General features: G+C 46.1%; 15 protein-coding genes. 11 read left to right on the top strand and 4 right to left on the bottom strand.

Features of this window, described 5'->3' with window-relative positions:
• Positions 1 to 106 precede the first annotated feature (106 nt).
• The 7 genes from H171_RS14560 to H171_RS14530 all read left to right on the top strand — a co-directional run bounded on the left by H171_RS14560 (position 107) and on the right by H171_RS14530 (position 8,398).
• Complete coding sequence (locus H171_RS14560) at positions 107 to 1,435, top strand: enolase C-terminal domain-like protein (RefSeq protein ID WP_100305800.1); 1,329 nt, start codon at positions 107 to 109, stop codon at positions 1,433 to 1,435.
• A 138-nt stretch (positions 1,436 to 1,573) separates the two neighbouring features.
• The gene (locus H171_RS14555) at positions 1,574 to 2,932 is read left to right on the top strand and encodes an enolase C-terminal domain-like protein (protein WP_100305799.1); all 1,359 of its coding nucleotides are present in this window, start codon (positions 1,574 to 1,576) and stop codon (positions 2,930 to 2,932) included.
• A 30-nt stretch (positions 2,933 to 2,962) separates the two neighbouring features.
• Positions 2,963 to 4,549, top strand: a complete 1,587-nt coding sequence (locus H171_RS14550) for an ABC transporter substrate-binding protein (protein ID WP_157803165.1) — start codon at positions 2,963 to 2,965, stop codon at positions 4,547 to 4,549.
• 36 nt (positions 4,550 to 4,585) lie between these two features.
• The gene (locus tag H171_RS14545; protein ID WP_100305797.1) at positions 4,586 to 5,506 is read left to right on the top strand and encodes an ABC transporter permease; all 921 of its coding nucleotides are present in this window, start codon (positions 4,586 to 4,588) and stop codon (positions 5,504 to 5,506) included.
• An 11-nt stretch (positions 5,507 to 5,517) separates the two neighbouring features.
• The gene (locus tag H171_RS14540; protein WP_100305796.1) at positions 5,518 to 6,372 is read left to right on the top strand and encodes an ABC transporter permease; all 855 of its coding nucleotides are present in this window, start codon (positions 5,518 to 5,520) and stop codon (positions 6,370 to 6,372) included.
• A gap of 20 nt (positions 6,373 to 6,392) precedes the next feature.
• On the top strand, positions 6,393 to 7,364 hold the full coding sequence (locus tag H171_RS14535) for an ABC transporter ATP-binding protein (protein ID WP_100305795.1): 972 nt from the start codon (positions 6,393 to 6,395) through the stop codon (positions 7,362 to 7,364).
• On the top strand, positions 7,361 to 8,398 hold the full coding sequence (locus H171_RS14530) for an ABC transporter ATP-binding protein (protein WP_100305794.1): 1,038 nt from the start codon (positions 7,361 to 7,363) through the stop codon (positions 8,396 to 8,398). The genes H171_RS14535 and H171_RS14530 overlap by 4 nt, the downstream gene beginning before the upstream one ends.
• A gap of 34 nt (positions 8,399 to 8,432) precedes the next feature.
• On the opposite strand, the gene H171_RS14525 is transcribed toward H171_RS14530, so the two are convergent.
• The 4 genes from H171_RS14525 to xdh all read right to left on the bottom strand — a co-directional run bounded on the left by H171_RS14525 (position 8,433) and on the right by xdh (position 14,613).
• Entirely contained in the window at positions 8,433 to 9,341 is a 909-nt protein-coding gene (locus H171_RS14525) for a LysR family transcriptional regulator (protein ID WP_100305793.1), read from the bottom strand.
• 187 nt (positions 9,342 to 9,528) lie between these two features.
• Positions 9,529 to 10,734, bottom strand: a complete 1,206-nt coding sequence (locus tag H171_RS14520; RefSeq protein ID WP_100305792.1) for an FprA family A-type flavoprotein — start codon at positions 10,732 to 10,734, stop codon at positions 9,529 to 9,531.
• A gap of 142 nt (positions 10,735 to 10,876) precedes the next feature.
• Positions 10,877 to 11,908, bottom strand: a complete 1,032-nt coding sequence (locus tag H171_RS14515; RefSeq protein ID WP_100305791.1) for an XdhC family protein — start codon at positions 11,906 to 11,908, stop codon at positions 10,877 to 10,879.
• A gap of 86 nt (positions 11,909 to 11,994) precedes the next feature.
• Complete coding sequence (gene xdh, locus H171_RS14510; protein WP_100305790.1) at positions 11,995 to 14,613, bottom strand: selenium-dependent xanthine dehydrogenase; 2,619 nt, start codon at positions 14,611 to 14,613, stop codon at positions 11,995 to 11,997.
• A gap of 470 nt (positions 14,614 to 15,083) precedes the next feature.
• On the opposite strand from xdh, the gene H171_RS14505 reads away from it, so the two are divergent.
• The 4 genes from H171_RS14505 to H171_RS14490 all read left to right on the top strand — a co-directional run bounded on the left by H171_RS14505 (position 15,084) and on the right by H171_RS14490 (position 18,532).
• Entirely contained in the window at positions 15,084 to 15,551 is a 468-nt protein-coding gene (locus H171_RS14505) for a DUF523 domain-containing protein (protein ID WP_100305789.1), read from the top strand.
• 45 nt (positions 15,552 to 15,596) lie between these two features.
• Positions 15,597 to 16,178 carry a hydrolase gene (locus H171_RS14500; RefSeq protein ID WP_100305788.1) on the top strand — a complete coding sequence of 194 codons (582 nt, stop codon included), beginning with the start codon at positions 15,597 to 15,599 and terminating at the stop codon, positions 16,176 to 16,178.
• A gap of 121 nt (positions 16,179 to 16,299) precedes the next feature.
• Complete coding sequence (locus H171_RS14495) at positions 16,300 to 17,619, top strand: aspartate kinase (protein ID WP_100305787.1); 1,320 nt, start codon at positions 16,300 to 16,302, stop codon at positions 17,617 to 17,619.
• A gap of 175 nt (positions 17,620 to 17,794) precedes the next feature.
• Positions 17,795 to 18,532: a MurR/RpiR family transcriptional regulator gene (locus H171_RS14490; RefSeq protein WP_100307539.1), complete on the top strand. Its 738-nt coding sequence runs from the start codon at positions 17,795 to 17,797 to the stop codon at positions 18,530 to 18,532.

Below are 18,532 nucleotides of genomic sequence, written 5' to 3'. Positions count from 1 at the left end.
AGAGAGAGGGAATAAGGTTGGTATTTCTGTCAATAGATAGCTGCTTAAAATAAGAATATAATTCTCCATAAGGTCAGAAAAGGGATGAAGAAAAGGAGAGATTAGAATGACACCGATCATCACAAAAATGGAAGTTTATCCTGTAGCCGGAAAAGATTGTATGGAACTGAATTTAAGCGGAGCCCATGCCCCGTTTTTTACCAGAAACATCGTAATCCTTCATGGGGAAAACGGCGAGACAGGAGTGGGGGAAGTGCCGGGAGGTGAAAAGATCACCCAGGCCCTTTCAGAGTGTATTCCTCTTGTAGAGGGGACAAAAATAGGGGAGTATAAAAGCACTTTATTAAATGTGAAAGCTCACTTAGAATCAAGGGGGGAGGAAGATGTGAGAGGAAACCAGACCTTTGACTTGCGCACAGGAGTCCATGTGCTGACGGCCATTGAAGCCCCCTGTCTGGATCTTCTGGGTAAATATCTTGGAGTACCGGCGTGTGAACTTTTAGGAGACGGGAAGCAGAGGGATAAGGTAGAGATGCTTGGATATTTATTCTTTGTCGGTGACAGGAATAAAACAGACCTGCCTTATGATTCGGAACCTGATGCTGAATGGGAGTGGTACCGCCTCCGCCATGAAGAAGCCCTGACCGGGGAAACGATCGTGGCTGCGGCCAGGGCGGTCAAAGAAAAATACGGGTTTAAGGATTTTAAATTAAAAGGGGGCGTTTTGTCCGGAAGGGAAGAGATGGAGGTGATCCGGGAACTGAAAAGGGCATTCCCTGAAGCCCGCATTGATTTAGATCCCAACGGCGCCTGGCTCCTTGAGGATGCGGTTGAGTATGTGAAAGGGATGGAGGGGATTTTGACCTACTGCGAGGACCCGTGCGGATCGGAAGGCGGATACTCAGGCAGAGAGATCGTCAGTGAATTCCGCCGCAGGACAGGATTCCCCACAGCCACCAACATGATTGCAACAGACTGGCGCGAAGTGGGCCATGCCCTGGAATGCCAGGCGGTTGATATCATTCTTGCGGACCCCCATTTCTGGACCATGAGCGGCTCTGTGCGTGTGGCCCAGATGTGCCATGACTTTGGCTATACCTGGGGATCGCATTCCAATAACCACTTTGATATTTCTTTGGCAATGTTCACTCATGTGGGTGCGGCGGTACCGGGAAACTACAATGCCCTGGATACCCACTGGATCTGGCAGGAGGGACTGGAACGGCTGACAAAAGAACCCCTGTGCATCAAAGATGGCTGCATTGAGGTTCCTGGGAAGCCGGGCCTTGGCGTGGAGGTTGATATGGAACAGGTGAAAAAAGCCCATCAGCTATATCTGGATCACTGCCTGGGCGGAAGAGACGATTCCGTGGTCATGCAGTATTTGATACCCGGCTGGAAATTTGATCCGAAAAGGCCCTGCCTGGTCCGGTAATGGAATCCAGGCATGAAAAATTCTTATGATACAATCGGTATTAGCAATTGGATGTATCGAGTTTTCGTTGATATAATGCATATATCAATGGGCTAGTTGAGAATAAAAATGAACAATATAGCCAAACGGAGGGATTGAATGGATATAGAACAAAAAGGCACACCAGTGGTAACACAGATGCAGGTCATACCCGTTGCAGGATATGACAGCATGCTGATGACGTTAAGCGGAGCCCATGCTCCCTGGTTTACCAGAAACCTGGTGATCTTAAAGGACAGTGCCGGACATACGGGAATCGGTGAGATCCATGGGGGAGATTACACCTGTGAAGCATTGAAAAGCTGCATTCCTCTGGTGTTGGGCCAGCCAATCGGAAAATACCGGACAATATTAAACAGCATCCATAAGGCTGCCAGCCGGGCAAAGGAGGATGATGGAGAAGGAATACAGACCTTGGATATCAGTAAGCTGAAATTTGTAGTAAAGGCGGAATGGGCCATTGAGTGTGCGCTTTTGGATCTGCTTGGAAAACACTTGGGACTTCCCATGTGCGAGCTGCTGGGGGAGGGAAAGCAGAGGGATGAGGTAGAAACCCTGGGCTATCTGTTCTATGTCAGTGAGAAAGAAAAGGCATGTAAAGATCTTGATTATCTGGATGAAAGGGGCAGCAGTGATCCCTGGTTTAAGCTTCGCCGCCAGGAGATGCTGACACCGGAGCGGATCGTGGAGCAGGCCCAGGTGCTCCATGAAAAGTATGGATTTGGAAATTTCAAGCTAAAAGGGGGTGTTTTTACAGGAGAAGAGGAGATGGAAGCAATCCGTGCCCTTAAAAAGTCTTTTCCAAAAGGGCGGATCAACATAGATCCTAATGGAGCATGGACTCTTGAGGAAGCCATTAAAATCTGCAAGCCCATGGAAGGAATCCTGACCTACATAGAAGATCCCTGCGGTCCGGAATCCGGATATTCCGGCAGGGAAGTGATGGCGGAATTTAAAAATGCGGTAAACCTCCCGGTAGCCACCAACATGATTGCGACGGACTGGAGGCAGTTTTACCATTCTGCTGCCTTAAAATCTGTGGATATCGTACTGGCAGATCCTCATTTCTGGGGATTTGGAGGGAGCGTCCGGATGGCCCAGATCTTAAATGACTGGGGCATGACCTGGGGCAGCCATTCCAACAACCACTTTGATATCACACTGGCAGCCTTTGCCCATACGGCAGCGGCAGCACCTGGAAATCCTACGGCACTTGACTCCCACTGGATCTGGCAGGATGGACAGAATCTGCTGGAGGATACACCGGTCATTAAGGGCGGATATTTACAGGTTCCCCAGAAGCCGGGCCTGGGAGTCAGCCTGAATATGAAACGGGTCATGGAGGCCAATGATCTGTATAACAGCCTTCCCTGTCATGACAGGGATGACACCATGGCAATGCAGTATCTCATACCTGGCTGGAAGTATGACTGCAAAAGTCCTGCACTGGTAAGGTAAAAAAATACATATTAAATGGAGGGGTATTTTATGAAAAAAAGGAATTTGAAAAAACAGGCACTTTGTATGGCGCTCTGCTTAAGTATGGCACTGATGAGCGGCTGCACGGGAGGAGGTGCCGCTGCCAGCGGGACCAATAGCCCCCAGAAGGCAGCCGCAGAAAACAGGTTTGTTTTTGCAGGGCCAAATAACATCACTCAGTGGGATCCGCTGAATGAGAACAAAACCAATGCCTATATGCTTTCCAAACTTACCTACAACACCCTTGTGAATCCTTACGGGGAGAATAACTCCATACAGCCGGAACTGGCCACCGAATGGAGCGTATCCGGGGATGGGCTTGAGTGGACCTTTAAACTGAGGGAAGGAGTTAAATTCCACAACGGAGAAGAGTTCAATGCGGATTCGGTAGTAGCGACCTTAAAGCGGATGATCGACAATCCTACCCTGGTCCAGGCGGCATTCTGGCCTTCTCTGGAAGGTGTGGAAGCCAAGGATACTTATACGGCTGTAATCAGGCTGAAAGAACCCTGGGGTGCTCTGCTGAACCAGTTAATCGACACTCCCATGCTTCCGCCTAAGGCACTGGAAGAAAAAGGGGATGCCCTGTTTGAGTTTAACGAGTCAAACAAGCCCATTGGAACCGGACCCTGGATCGCTGACAAATGGACGCCAGGACAGGATGCAGAATTTGTCCGCAACGAGGATTACTGGGATTGGGGCGATGACAAGAGCAACGTTGACAGGATCATATACCGTCCGGTCATTGAAGATACCACACGTGTTTCCGGCATTCAGACAGGCGACTTAGATATGATCGATGCAGTGCCGGTGGAACAGGCGGACATGCTGTCAAGCGTAAAAGGGGTAAAGGTGGAAAAGATTTTAGGCTCTGCCATCGTTCATCTGGGATTCCGCTGTACAGACGGGCGGATCTTTGAGGACTTAAATGCCAGACAGGCAGTAAATCACGCGTTAAACAGAGAGCTTCTCGTGCAGTCCATTGCAGGAGGCGGAGCGGCAAGCGACTGGCCCAGCCCTGAGGGAGTCCTTGGCTATGATAAGGAAAACGCCAAAGTTCCGGAATACAATGTAGCTATGGCAAAAGACCTGCTTTCTAAAACCGCTTATGCAGGAGAAGAAATATCCTTCATCGCACCTACCGGCGTATTCGCCAGAAATAAAGAGGTAGCACAGGCAGTTTTGGCAATGCTTTCAGAAGCAGGATTTAAGGTGAATCTAGAGATCATGGAAAATGCGGCCTTCCAGGAACGACGTGCTGCAGGAAATTATGATTTATACATTCAGAGATATCCATTTCCGGCAGGCGACCCGGATTCCGTAATCACCCAGAGATGGTTAAACGATGCCCATAAGTCAGGATATGTCAATGATGAGATGAATACAAAGATTCTGGAACAGAAGCAGGAAAGCGATCCTGTAAAGCGTGAGCAGCTCTTAAAAGAAGTATTTGCTATCGAATGGGCGGAGGCAGCGCCTCATCTGGCTCTTTACCAGCAGGTGACGACTCTCGCCTACCGGGAAGGCATTACAGGCTTAAGACTGAGGATCGACAATGTATTTGATTATTCCAGAATATCAAAATCCGCAAACTAATGACTAAGGGAATACATCTTGAAAGGGGATACAGTTTTGCTTAAATTTATCATGAAACGTTTGGGATATACGGTTTTTGTCCTGTTTGGAGTATCCATTTTAACCTTTGGGCTTTTAAAGCTTACACCAGGTTCCCCGGCCCGTCTGATGCTTTCCGATGATGCCACAGAGGAGCAGATCAGAGAAAAAGAAATAGAAATGGGACTGGACAAGCCTCTGACTGTACAGTATTTCAGCTACATAACAGGAGTTGTCAGGGGAGATCTTGGGAATTCCTTATTTTATAAAATGCCGAATTCCACGCTGATCTTTCAGAGATTGCCGGCTACCGCGTACTTAACACTGGTAGCCATGGGAATCGCCCTTCTCATCAGCATACCCATGGGGATTATCGCGGGGGTGAAGAGGGGGTCTGTCATAGATTTGTTTGCCATGATATTTGCCCTTCTCGGGCAGTCTATATCAGGTGTTGTTTTAGGGCTTATCTTTATCCTGTTTTTTGCGGTTAAGCTTGGCTGGCTGCCGGCCATGGGATACGGAGGCTTTGCATTTGTCATCATGCCGGCTACTTCCTTAGCCATGCAGATGGCTGCCCTCATCACCCGTATGCTGCGGTCCGGCATGGTGGACGTGCTCCAGGAGGATTACATTACCGCAACCTTTGCAAAGGGGATAAGCAACCGGGAAATTACCATGAAGTATGCCTTAAGAAATGCAATTCTGCCGGTTATTACGGTTGTGGGCCTGCAGGTCGGCACATTCCTGGGCGGAGCTGTTGTCACGGAACAGATATTTGGCTGGCCGGGAATTGGCACTCTGACGGTCCAGGCCATTGGGCTTCGGGATTTCCCGTTGGTGCAGTCCGTTCTTTTGGTAATATCTGCGTGTTTTGTACTGGTCAACCTGCTGGTAGATATTATCTATACCATTGTTGATCCGCGCATGGACTTTAACTAAGGGGGATTTGAATGAGCAGACAAGAATTATTCAGAAGAATGCGGAAAAGCAACTTTTTCGTCATAGGAGCGGTATTGGTTTCCTTTATTATTTTCGTATCACTGATCTCTCCCTGGGCAGCGCCCCATAACCCCATAGCCTCGGATCTGACGCTCCGGTTAAAGATGCCTGATGGTCTCTCAAAGGGCTGGAGCGGTTACATTCTGGGAACAGATCCTCTGGGGCAGGATATTTTATCCAGACTGATGGTTGGCAGCAGGGTTTCGTTATGGATCTCCTTTTCCGTGGTTATTACCACGGCCATTATCGGTACCATCCTTGGAATCATATCCGGTTTTTTCGGTGGGATTATTGATACAGTCATCATGAGATTCAGCGATATTCAGGTGTCCATTCCTCCCATGATTCTGGCAGTTGCAGTTATGGCTGTATTGGGAAACAGCACCAGCAATCTGATCCTGGTTCTGGTATTTACAAGATGGGTGCAGTATGCCCGAGTGGTGCGGAGCAATGTTATGGGAATCCGGAATATGGAGTACATTCACGCTTCCCAGGTTTTAGGCTCCTCCAAGAAGAGGATCATGTTTACCCAGATCCTTCCCAATGTACTGACACAGCTTATCATTGTCATGAGCCAGGAATTTGGCCGCACCATCCTTACGGAGTCCTCTTTAAGCTTCCTGGGACTTGGAGTCCCGGCTCCCGCCCCTTCCTGGGGAGTTATGATCGCAGACGGCAGAGAGTATCTGGCAACAGCTCCGTGGGTCGTCGTAGCACCTGGGGCAGCGCTTATGATCGCAGTGCTGGCATTTAACTTTTTAGGTGACGGTGTGCGTGACGTACTGGATCCGAAGAATAAGAATTAACCACGAAAGGGAGAATCCAGATGGAAAAATTAATTGAGATTAAAGATTTCTCAGTAAAATTTGAGACGGGTCGTGCCGTAGCATATGCTCTTAACGGGGTTAATCTTACAATAGGCAGAGGAGAAGCACTTGGACTGGTTGGAGAATCAGGCGCCGGTAAGACGACCACGGCCCTGGGAATGCTTAATTTAATTCCCCAGCCTGCCGGAAAGGTGACTGGCGGAGATATTCTGTATGAGGGAAAATCCGTATTCAAAATGTCTCAAAAAGAGCTGATGAACATGAGAGGCGATAAGGTAGCCATGATATTCCAGAATCCTCTGACGTCTTTAAACCCAGTATTTACGGTAGGGGAACAGATCGGCATGGTTTTGCAGAAGCATAAGAATTTAAGCAAAAAGGAGGCCGTGAATGAGGCCGGCAAGCTGTTGGAAGTGGTGGGAATAGCCAAATACCGGGTGAATGATTTCCCCCACCAGTTTTCCGGAGGCATGAGACAGAGAGTCGGCATCGCCGCCGCCCTGGCCTGCAACCCCTCCCTTTTGATCGCAGATGAGCCCACCACAGCTTTGGACGTTACCATACAGGCCCAGATATTGGAGCTGATCAAAGAGCTATTAGTCAAGTATGACAGCTCTCTGCTGATGATTACCCATAACCTGGGCATTATAGCGGAGATCTGCAACAATGTTGCTGTCATGTATGCGGGGATCATCGTGGAGTATGGCTCTGTGGAAGAGGTATTCAGCAGTCCCTCTCATCCCTATACCATTGGCTTGTTCGGTTCCATCCCCAGGCTTACGGGGCCAAGGGAAAGGCTTGCCTCTATTCCCGGAACAGTAGCAAATCCGGAAAATCTTCCCTCAGGCTGTCCGTTCCATGAACGGTGCGGGAAAGCCTCGGGCCGATGTTCAGAACATGCGCCGCAGATGTTTCAGATAGGTGAGAATCATTATGTGGCCTGCCATAAAGCCGGGGAGGTCAAAATATGAATGGAATAGACAATGGAAGAAAACCTCTGATTCAGGTTAAAAATCTTAAAAAGTATTTTGAAATCAAGGGAAAGGGAGAACTTCATGCAGTCGATAATATTTCCTTTGATATTTATCCGGGAGAGACTCTTGGTCTGGTGGGAGAGTCAGGATGCGGAAAAAGCACGGTTGGAAACGTAATCATGAGACTTCACAAGCCGACAGGAGGAGAATTGATATACGGGGAAAAGGATGTATTTAAGGCAGCGGGAAAGCAGGAGCTGTTAGAAATGTGTTCTAACATACAGATTATTTTCCAGGACCCCTATTCTTCTCTAAATCCCCGGAAGACCATACGTTCTATATTGAAAGAGGCTTATAAGATCCATAAGATCGGTTCTGACAAGGAAAAAGATGATAAAATAGAAGCGCTGTGTGATGACTGCGGAATTTCAAGGGATCTGCTGAACAAATATCCTCATGAGCTGGATGGTGGAAAACGCCAGATCGTGGGAATTGCCAGAGCATTATCCTTATCACCGGAATTTATTGTCTGTGATGAGCCGGTATCCTCCCTCGACGTATCCATTCAGGCTACTATCATCAATCTGCTTATGGATCTGCAGAAAAAAAGAGGCTTGTCCTATCTTTTTATTTCTCACGATTTATCGGTGGTACGTCACATTTCAAACCGCATTGCCGTCATGTATCTGGGACAGATTATTGAAAGTGCGGAAACTGACGACATCTTTCATAATGCCGTACACCCCTATACCATAGCCCTATTATCAGCCATTCCAAAGGTGGAGATCGGTAAAAAGGTGTCCCGTATCGTGCTGAAGGGAGATGTCCCAAGCCCTCTTAATCCGCCGGAAGGCTGCCGGTTTGCCCCCAGATGCTGGATGGCGCAGGATATATGCAAAAAAGAAACTCCTGCTCTTCGGGAAACAGGGGAAAAGGGTCATTGCGTGGCCTGTCATTTCTGGGAAGAATCCAGAGCGGCGGCTGAGAAGGAGCAGGCTGCAATGAATAAAACGGAGATACAGCCCAAATAATATATAAAATTATGCCCTGTGGCTATGGGAAACTTCAGCCATAGGGCATTTTATTGTAAAAGTTCTTTATATCTTCGCAGAAGCTGGCCCCGGCCTGGTTTAGAATCCAGTTTTTTCTTGTGACAAGGGCATTGAGCCTTGTGAGACGGGGAGAAACAGAATAATAGGCAACCAGCTCCCGTTCGCTGGCGCAGGATTCTCCGATAAAAGTGACGCCGATTCCCATGGCAACCATGCTTCTGGTCGCGGATATGCTGTTGGTTTCGCATACGGTTCGGGGAATCCAGTTGGCTTTTTCCAAAACGGCATCCGTAAGATAGCGCAGGGTGGAGCCTTTCTTGGAAAGAAGGATGTTCTCGTCTCCGAAATTTTCTTCAAAATCTTTGATTTTTATGGGATGTTCCGGATTCTTTTTTCGGTAAGGATGGCAGGCCGGAATGGAGAATAGTACCTCTTCTTCCCGCAATATGGTAACCTGATCCGGTGAAAAAGGTTCTGTCGTATTGAGTGCCATGATTCCGCAGTCAATGCTTTCTTCCAATATAAGCTTTATAAGAGCAGGCAGACTTGTTTCAGAGATTTCAATGGTAACTTCCGGATAACGCATTTTAAAGGCGGGAATGATCTCTATCAGCATTTTTAACCCGAATTGGGAGGTGACACCAACCGTGATATGGCCTCTGTTATCTAAGTTTTGTATATTCTGGTAAAGCATATTTTTAATTGATATTACCTCTTCGGCTGCTTGAATATAAAGCTGCCCGGCAGGAGTTAAGGATAGGCGGCCTTTGCTCCGAAAGAAAAGTGGCGTGCCAAGCTCGCTTTCCAGCTTGGAAAGGTACTGGCTTAAGGTAGATTGGGAAACAAACAGTTCTTCAGCAGCCTTTGTCATATTTTGTTTTTGGGCTATGGTTAAAATATAACTGAGATAACGGGTATCCATGGCGGATTCTCCTTTGTATGTCTGAAAGGTTCTGGGTTTCGGGTCAATCGGATAGTCGCAATCCACTTTGCTATTTGATGAGTTCACTAGTTAAAATTATATCATATCTCCCATATAATGACAATTCTGTATCAAAAAGAGCAAGGTAACTGGCGGTTTTTTGCCATTTCCCTTGCTCTTACTTGTTTTATATTGTCATAGATTCTGCGATGGCATTGGCCAATGCGCCGATTTCAGCCAGCTGATCCTCTTTTACAGAAGATTTGATGGTGATGGTCTGATCCAGTATGGTCATGTTTTTCATCTCTGAAAGGATCTCAGTCATTTTCTTGCCTGCCATGATACCCCAGGAACCGTTTTCCATAAGGGCAACGGTGCGGTTTTGTACGTTATGGGCTTTCATATCCATAAGCAGGTGCTCCATGCTGCTGAAAATTCCTCCGTTATAGGTGGCCGAAGCGAATACCAGATGACTGCAGCGGAATGCTTCTGATATGAGCACAGACGGATGGGTATTGGATACATCGTACATGACAATGTTGCGGATTCCGCGTTCTGCCAGGCGGCATGCCAGGATGTTGGCGGCATTCTCCGTATTACCGTAGATGGAACCATATGCGATCATCACAGCATTTTCTTCCGGTGTATAGCTGCTCCACTTAAAATACTTATCGATATACCAGCAAATGTCGGAACGCCATACAGGCCCGTGAAGAGGACAAAGGAACTGAATGTCCAGATCAGCGATTTTCTTTAAAAGAGTCTGGGTGGACGGTCCGTATTTACCTACAATATTGGAATAGTATCTTCTGGATTCATCCAGCCATTCCCGTTCAAAATTTACTTCATCTGCAAATAAGTTTCCGTTCATTGCACCAAAGGTACCAAAGGCGTCGGCTGAAAAAAGAACCTTGTCCGTGGTATCGTAGGTGACCATTACTTCCGGCCAGTGAACCATGGGGGCCATATAAAATGCAAAGGTATGTTTGCCGGAGCAGAACGTGTCCCCCTCCTTCACGACGACAGCTCTGGAATCAACGCCGAATTCATAAAACTGGTTGATAATCGGAATTGTCTTGGCATTGCAGATCACCTTTACATCCGGATACCTTCTGACCATTTCGCCCAAAGTGGCACAGTGGTCCGGCTCCATATGATTTACAATGATATAATCCAGATTTCGTCCTCCAAGGACTGCTTCCACATTTTCCAAAAACTGTCCGGTGATCGCCCGGTCAACAGTATCAAAAAGAATGGTTTTTTCATCTAGCAGGACATAGGAATTATAGGAAATTCCTTTCGGAATGGGGTAGGCGTTTTCGAACAGGGCGAGACGGCGGTCACTTCCTCCAACCCAGAACAAATCATCTTTAATAGTTTTTACACAATACATGGTGCAGCCTTCCTTTCTTTCGTTCGTACTAATCCATCCATAAAAGTATACTATATATTTAAGAAAATGTCATTGTGTTTTTTAAACTCATCAAGTAACGAAGCGGATTGCGAATATCCGATGGAAAGGCCATTTTATGTGATCAGCTTAAAACCGGCTCAATATATACTTCTACCATGCCTCCGCAAACCATGCCTTCGTCCTCTGCGTTGCCCGGAGTCATATCAACCTTCATTAATACCGGCTTTTTATCTCTGGCAACTTCTCTTGCTGCTGCGCACACCTCAGATTCCACACAGCCGCCTCCGATGGTCCCAATGGTGCTGCCGTCAAGCATGACTACCATCTTTGAGCCTACATCCCTGGGAGCGGAGCCTTTTCTGGAAACGATGGTGACAAGGGATTTTGGCATGTCAGATAACTCCACGGAAGTGAGAACGTCGAGGATTTCCTTTGGATAGCCAAAGCTATTTTTACTTCCGTTTTTTACCTGAATGATCTCCGCCATAATTGCCACGGCGATTTCTTCCGGGGTCTGGGCGTTGATTTTTAGTCCGATAGGCGTGAAAACCTGGTCAAGCAGCTCTCTGCTGATTCCCTCGTCTGCTAAAAAATCCTTTACAAGCTTTACCCTGACTTTGCTGCCGATCATACCGATGTAGGCATTTTTTTTGCCGATGATCTGAGATAAACAGTCCTGGTCATACCGGTGACCTCTTGTGACAATGATAAAGTAGTGGCCGGCGGTTCCCTCGATCTCTTGTAAGGCTTCCCCAAAAGGCTTGCAGATAACAGTGTCAGCCCCCTCTTTTCTTGCGGTATTGGCAAAAGATAACCGGTCATCAATCACGGTAACATGAAATCCAAGCATCCTTCCGATTCTTATGATTGGAATGGAAATATGACCGGCCCCGCATACCACCATGTACTTTTCTCCTGTGACAAATTCACAGTACAGAGTGCTGTCCTGAGCTTTTATGGTCTGGGTTTTGTCTATGCTCTTTAAATCCTCTGAAAAAGCATCAAACGCATTTTCAACTCCCTGCCTGCAGATGATTTCTCCATTCGACCACAGGGCTTTGCCTCCTAGCCCTTTTCCTTCGACGATTGTCAAGCTGATTAAGTTCGTGTTTTTATCGGCATTTTTTAATTCTTCATAAAAACCTGCTGTCATATGAGTACTCCTTTTGCTGCCTCGCGCTTTTGTAATAAAAAAGGGCGGTATACATTCCGCCCTTTTTTGGGTATTCTGGTAACTATTTATTTTGCTGGCTTTGGTTTACGGTAGAATGTATTATCCAAAGGAAGTTTGTAACGGAATACACCATCCTTCTTGAAATAAGCATTCTGCAAAGCAGGAGCTCCCATAACACATACGATCTCGCCAACACCTTTTGCTCCAAATGCTACATCAGATGGATTCTTTTCAATGAACCTTACGTCAACAGGAGGCATCTGAGGTGCTTTAAAGATGCCTAAAGTACCTAATTTAGCCTGAGGAATGCCGTCCTTTAATGGGAAGTCCTCTGTCAGTCCATAGCCAAGACCCATTGCAACACCGCCTTCAACCTGTCCTTCTGCGGCAAGAGGATTGATGGCTTTGCCTATGTCGTGAGCTGCAATTACATTAACAACTTTACCTTCGGTGTCAAGAACAAAAAGCTGAGTTGCATATCCATAGGCAATATGGCTTACCGGATTTGGTTTGTCGCTGCCGATAGGATCTGTTTTAAAATCAAATTCGCCATAGTATTCTTTGCCTTCCAGATCACCTAAGGAAAGTCCTGCATCCAAATCCTCTTTTAGTTTCATTGCGGCAATGTGAATTGCTTCACCTGTAAATACGGTCTGGCGGGATGCGGTTGTGGTTCCGGAGTCTGGTGTGTATTTTGTATCCGGATGTCCAACGATTACCTGTTCCGGTTCAAGACCTGTGGTCTGACAGACCATCTGTAAGGTTATGGTCTGAAGTCCCTGGCCGATAGCTGCAGCAGAAGAGCCTGTAACAACCTTTCCGTCACGTACTCTTAAGATACAGCGGCCTACGTCTGCAAGACCAACACCGATTCCTGCGTTCTTCATGGCAGATGCAATTCCCACGAAATAATTTGGGTCTGCTTCATATTTTTCAAAATCTGCTTTTACTGCCTCCAGGGTTTCCACCATACCGGTGCCTTCATCGGCGATCTGACCGTTAGGAAGGGACTGGCCTGGTCTGATGGCATTGCGGTAACGGATCTCCCAGCCGGAAATTCCTGCCTGCTCTGCTAACTGGTTGATCAAAGCTTCTGTTGACATACAGGACTGGGTTACGCCGAATCCGCGGAATGCACCTGCTGGCGGATTGTTGGTATAGTAAGCATCTCCTTCAATGTCCACGTTCTGGTAATTATATGGTCCGCCCGCATGGGTACAGGCTCTTTGAAGTACCGGACCGCCCAGAGAAGCATAAGCTCCCGTATCAGAGAGAAGCCTTGCCTTCATACCCTGGATAATACCGTTTTCATCACAGCCGATCTTGCAGTAGATTTCCATGGCGTGACGCTTTGGATGATAATTAATGCTTTCCTGACGGGAGAAGGATACTTTTACAGGTCTCTTTGATAAATAAGCACAAAGAGCAGCCTGATGCTGAACGCTCATATCTTCCTTTCCGCCGAAGCCGCCGCCGACAAAAGCACTCTGAATTCTTACTTTCTCCAGAGGGAGGCCAAGATATGCACTTAATTCGTGATGTTCATCATAAATACCCTGTGCTCCGGTAATTACCTTAACACCATCGCCGTCAGGAATGCCAACAGCAGTTTCCGGTTCCATGAACGCGTGCTCTGTTGGCGGAACATAGAAGGTGCCTTCTGCAACATACTTGGAATTTGCAAGAGCTGTCTCTGCGTCACCCCGTTTTACCTCTTCGTGGTCAAGAAGGTTATTTACAGGAGTTCTGAACTTGCCAAAATGCATAAAGCCTTCGCCATGTACCTGATGAGCGCCTGGTACCATAGCTTCCCTTGGGGAGCGGATTGGCTCTAATTCTTCGCAATCTATTTCTACAGCTTTCGATGCTGCCAATGCCTGTTCCATCGTTTCAGCTACTACGATAGCAAGAGTATCGCCGATGCATTTTGTCTCTTCGCCTACATCGATCATACCGGGCCAGTCATGTGCCAGATGTCCGATATACCTGTCTCCAGGGATGTCCTTTGCCGTATAGACAGCGACTACGCCGGGCATTGCAAGAGCCTTGCTGGTATCGATTCCGTTTATTTTAGCGCGTGCATATTTGGTGAATACGTTCTTTCCGTAAAGCATGCCTTCCAGATAATAGTCATCCGCATATTTGGCGGTGCCCAATGTTTTTGCTTCTGCATCCACACGGCAGGTTCTTTCTCCTATAGCAGCAGTCTGCTTCAGTTCAGGAACCTCTAAATTTTCATTGAACATTTTTGCTGCCAGCAAAATACCGTCTTCTATTTTGGCATATCCAGTACAACGGCAGATATTTGTACGGATCGCCTGTTTTACATCATCTCTGGTTGGGTTGGGATTCTGGTCAATCAAGCATTTTCCGCTGATCACCATGCCCGGTATACAAAAACCGCACTGTACGGCGCCTGCTGCCGCAAAGGCATAGACAAAGACATCCCGTTCCCTCTGTGTGAATCCTTCTATGGTCTGTACCTTTTTGCCTTCCAGTTTGGACAATTTCAAGATGCAGGCACGGACCGTCTTCCCATCCACAATTACTGTACATGTACCGCAGGCGCCTTCCTTACAACCGTTTTTTACGGAAGTGATACCAAGTCTGTTTCTGAGAAAATCCATTAATGTTAAATCTTCTTCTGATTGGTAATCCTTGCCGTTGACATTTACTACATACATGACAAAACCTCTCTCTCTTCATTCTTAGTTGATATTATATAATTCCGCACATTGTTTTTAACAATACTCTCTTGCATAATTTTGTTAAAAATGGCGTTTGTGATTCTTCTTTCTCATACATTTTAACATATAAACGTTACAAAAACAATTGATATTCCATTAAAATATAAAAAATTTTTAGTTACATACAAAAAAAGTTAGAACATGCGTTTTTTCGCTTAAACAGGAGGTTTCCTCGCTTTTACTTATAGATAAAATCTATAAATAGAGCTGGAAAATAAAGGCGTTTTTCTGGGTTTTCAAACAAATTTTTATATACTGAAAAAAAATTTTGAACTTCAAAAATATTGCAAAAATTAATCCGTGTGTTATAATAAAAAGAGACTAAGAATTGATGTCCTCTGGGCTTTTGCCTGGAGGATGTTTTTTTACAAAAAGATGTGGAGGAAGTCTGAAAAAGGAGGCAAAAGATGGGCGGAGAAAAAGAAAACATACTGGTGAGTGCCTGCCTGTTGGGAGTCAATTGCCGCTATGACGGCGGAAACGGCAGACAGGAGGGTCTTATCGGACTTATAGAGAAATACAATTTCATACCGGTCTGCCCGGAGCAGCTTGGAGGTTTAGAGACACCCAGAGAGCCTGCGGAGCAGCTTGTTAAATCTGTAACAGACGGTCACAATGAGATCCGAGTGGTGGATCGTTCAGGAAAAGATGTGACAGACAGTTTTTTTAAGGGAGCAGAGGAAACCTTGAAGCTTGCCAGGCTATATGGCTGTAAGCGGGCGATTTTAAAGGAGAGGAGTCCGTCCTGCGGCCATGGGTGTATTTATGACGGGACGTTTTCAGGGACAAAGGTTCCAGGAGACGGTGTGACCGCAAGGCTTTTGGAAGAGAATGGAATCCATGTGTCAGGAGAAAGCCGCATAGGGTCCTTGTAAGGAGACAAAACGCTTAAAATTTACAGATAAGGAGATGTAGATGCTATGAAAACAGCAATCACAAGACAACAGGCACTGGAGTTACTTAAGAAATATAATAAGGAACCGTTTCATATCCTTCACGGTCTGACCGTGGAAGGGGTAATGCGCTGGTATGCAGGAGCAATGGGTTTTGGATCAGAGGAAGAATTCTGGGGAATCGCAGGGCTTCTTCATGATGTGGATTTTGAACAGTTTCCGGAGGAACACTGTAAAAAGGCCCCGGAGCTTCTTTCCGAAATCGGGGCGGAGGAAGAGCTGGTTCATGCCATATGCAGCCATGGCTACGGTATCTGTTCTGAGGTAGAGCCGGAACATATGATGGAAAAGATCATGTTTGCTGCAGATGAACTGACCGGACTCATTGGAGCAGCCGCCAGGATGCGTCCTTCAAAAAGCGTTATGGACTTAGAAGTCTCAAGCCTTAAGAAAAAATTTAAGGACAAGAGGTTTGCAGCAGGCTGTTCCAGGGAAGTGATTGCGTCAGGAGCGGAGAAACTGGGCTGGACTCTTGATGAGTTGTTTGAAAAAACCATCCTTGCCATGCGTTCCTGCGAAGAGAAGATAAACCGGGAAATGGAAGAGTAATTTTATGCATAAAAATGGAAAATTATGCATGATTATCGAAAAATACTTGACAGGTGATACCAATTAGGATATTATTTCCGTTAAATATGTAATGATAACCTGTATCAGAGGAGATATGCCTATGAAAAAAGTTGTGAAATTCGGAGGAAGCTCTTTGGCCAGCGCAAAGCAGTTTAAGAAAGTTGGCGAGATCATCCGCGGGGACAAGAGCAGACGGTTTGTGGTGCCATCAGCGCCTGGCAAGCGACATGACAAGGATGAAAAGGTAACTGATCTGTTGTACCAGTGTTATGATGAGGCAGCAGATGGAAAAAGCTATAAAAAGATTCTGGAGAAAATCAAGGAGCGTTATATGGAGATCATTGACGGACTTGACATTAATCTGAATCTGGATCATGAGTTTGTGACCATTGAAGAAAATTTCCTTAAAAAGGCAGGGCGTGATTATGCGGCTTCCAGAGGAGAGTACTTAAATGGAAAGGTGATGGCGGAATACTTAGGCTACGAATTTATTGACGCAGCTGAAGTGATTTTCTTTGATGCAGACGGTAATTTTAATGCAGAGCTTACCAATAAGGAACTTGGAGAGCGCCTGGAGCATGTGGAGAGGGCTGTGATCCCGGGCTTTTACGGAGCAAAGGAAGACGGGACCATAAAGACCTTTTCCAGAGGCGGTTCCGATATAACAGGCTCCATTGTTGCAAAGGCCATTCATGCGGATATGTATGAAAACTGGACGGATGTTTCCGGTTTTCTGGTGGCAGATCCCAGGATCATCAAGAATCCTGAGGTCATCGAGACCATTACATACCGGGAGTTAAGAGAGCTTGCCTATATGGGAGCCAGTGTCCTCCATGAGGATGCTATTTTTCCGGTGAGAAAAGAAGGAATCCCAATCAACATCCGGAACACCAATAAGCCTGATGACAAAGGAACCTTAATCGTGGAGAGCACCTGCAGAAAGCCTCATTATACCATTACGGGAATTGCGGGTAAAAAGGGCTTTTGTTCCATTAACATTGAAAAGGCCATGATGAATGCGGAAGTTGGTTTTGGGAGAAAGGTTCTTGAGGTATTTGAAAAGTACGGCATTTCCTTTGAGCATATGCCGTCAGGAATCGATACCATGACCGTCTTTGTCCATCAGTCAGAATTTGAAGATTATGAGCAATCTGTCATTGCAGGCATCCACAGGGCCGTAGAACCAGATTTCCTTGAGATGGAATCAGACTTGGCGTTAGTTGCTGTGGTGGGCCGTGGCATGAAGGCGACCAGAGGGACTGCCGGAAGAATCTTCTCGGCCCTTGCCCATTCCAGGGTAAACGTAAAAATGATTGACCAGGGATCCAGTGAGCTCAACATTATCATCGGCGTAAAGAACGCAGACTTTGAGGAAGCGATCAAGGCGATCTATGATATATTTATCACGACAGAGGTCTAAGACAGAAAGACAGGCTGAAAGGAAGTACCTGACAGCCTGTCTTTTTTCTTGTGCGCCTTAAGTGTATAGTTTAAGAAAAGGGGCTTTCTGAGGTCACCGATTGATGGGCCTTGGAATGAATGATATTGACATCAGGGGATATCATAAAACGGAAGGGAGTAAGGTGAGCGGACTTATGAAATTTGATGTTTATAAACTGGCGGATAAATATAAGCTGACAGAAACGGAAACCCAGATATTGAATTATATTCTGGAAAATAATCAACAGGTACTTCATATGGCAGTGCGGGAAGTTGCAAACCAAAATTTTGTATCTGCTGCAACGATCATCAAATTGTCAAAAAAGATGGGATATACCGGATATACCGATATGATATACCGTCTTAATTTTATGATTACAAGTCATAGAAAAAATAAAGAAAGACTGTCGGATATTACCAGCTTTATAAGCGATATACCAGATGAATTACTAAATGATTTTATGAGCCGGTTAAAAAAGCACAGAAATGATATTATTTTGGTATCTGCCACCGGATTTTCCTCCCCATTGGCGGAATATATGGAGCGTAAGCTTTTGGTAACCGGTTTCCGGGTCATTAAGACCAATGCCTATGCAGTATATGATAAAAACCGTCTTGGTGCATCACTTGTTATCGTGGTTTCCAAGAGCGGGGAAACAGATACCATTGCAAAGCTTGTTGACTATGCAAATGAAAATCAGGTGGATATCATATCTTTTACAGGAGAGCAGAGCAATTATATTGGCCGCTCGTCTACCGTCAATATTCCGATTCTGGATGATAAGACGCTGGATGACCGGAATCTGCAGTCCAATTATTTTTATGCAAGAGTGATTGTGGTATTTGAATATTTAATGAGCCAGGTATTAGAAGAGTTGAATGAGTGCCAGTAA

Origin of the sequence: [Clostridium] celerecrescens 18A (assembly GCF_002797975.1) — a bacterium.
GTDB lineage: Bacteria > Bacillota > Clostridia > Lachnospirales > Lachnospiraceae > Lacrimispora > Lacrimispora celerecrescens.
This window is presented reverse-complemented; position numbering and strand designations above follow the sequence as displayed.

Bases quoted from the DNA above. Each gene is read 5' to 3' on its own strand.
- H171_RS14560 (WP_100305800.1), top strand. From the start codon at position 107: ATGACACCGATCATCACAAAAATGGAAGTTTATCCTGTAGCCGGAAAA.
- H171_RS14555 (WP_100305799.1), top strand. From the start codon at position 1,574: ATGGATATAGAACAAAAAGGCACACCAGTGGTAACACAGATGCAGGTC.
- H171_RS14550 (WP_157803165.1), top strand. From the start codon at position 2,963: ATGAAAAAAAGGAATTTGAAAAAACAGGCACTTTGTATGGCGCTCTGC.
- H171_RS14540 (WP_100305796.1), top strand. From the start codon at position 5,518: ATGAGCAGACAAGAATTATTCAGAAGAATGCGGAAAAGCAACTTTTTC.
- H171_RS14535 (WP_100305795.1), top strand. From the start codon at position 6,393: ATGGAAAAATTAATTGAGATTAAAGATTTCTCAGTAAAATTTGAGACG.
- H171_RS14530 (WP_100305794.1), top strand. From the start codon at position 7,361: ATGAATGGAATAGACAATGGAAGAAAACCTCTGATTCAGGTTAAAAAT.
- H171_RS14525 (WP_100305793.1), bottom strand. From the start codon at position 9,341: ATGGATACCCGTTATCTCAGTTATATTTTAACCATAGCCCAAAAACAA.
- H171_RS14520 (WP_100305792.1), bottom strand. From the start codon at position 10,734: ATGTATTGTGTAAAAACTATTAAAGATGATTTGTTCTGGGTTGGAGGA.
- H171_RS14515 (WP_100305791.1), bottom strand. From the start codon at position 11,908: ATGACAGCAGGTTTTTATGAAGAATTAAAAAATGCCGATAAAAACACG.
- xdh (WP_100305790.1), bottom strand. From the start codon at position 14,613: ATGTATGTAGTAAATGTCAACGGCAAGGATTACCAATCAGAAGAAGAT.
- H171_RS14505 (WP_100305789.1), top strand. From the start codon at position 15,084: ATGGGCGGAGAAAAAGAAAACATACTGGTGAGTGCCTGCCTGTTGGGA.
- H171_RS14500 (WP_100305788.1), top strand. From the start codon at position 15,597: ATGAAAACAGCAATCACAAGACAACAGGCACTGGAGTTACTTAAGAAA.
- H171_RS14495 (WP_100305787.1), top strand. From the start codon at position 16,300: ATGAAAAAAGTTGTGAAATTCGGAGGAAGCTCTTTGGCCAGCGCAAAG.
- H171_RS14490 (WP_100307539.1), top strand. From the start codon at position 17,795: ATGAAATTTGATGTTTATAAACTGGCGGATAAATATAAGCTGACAGAA.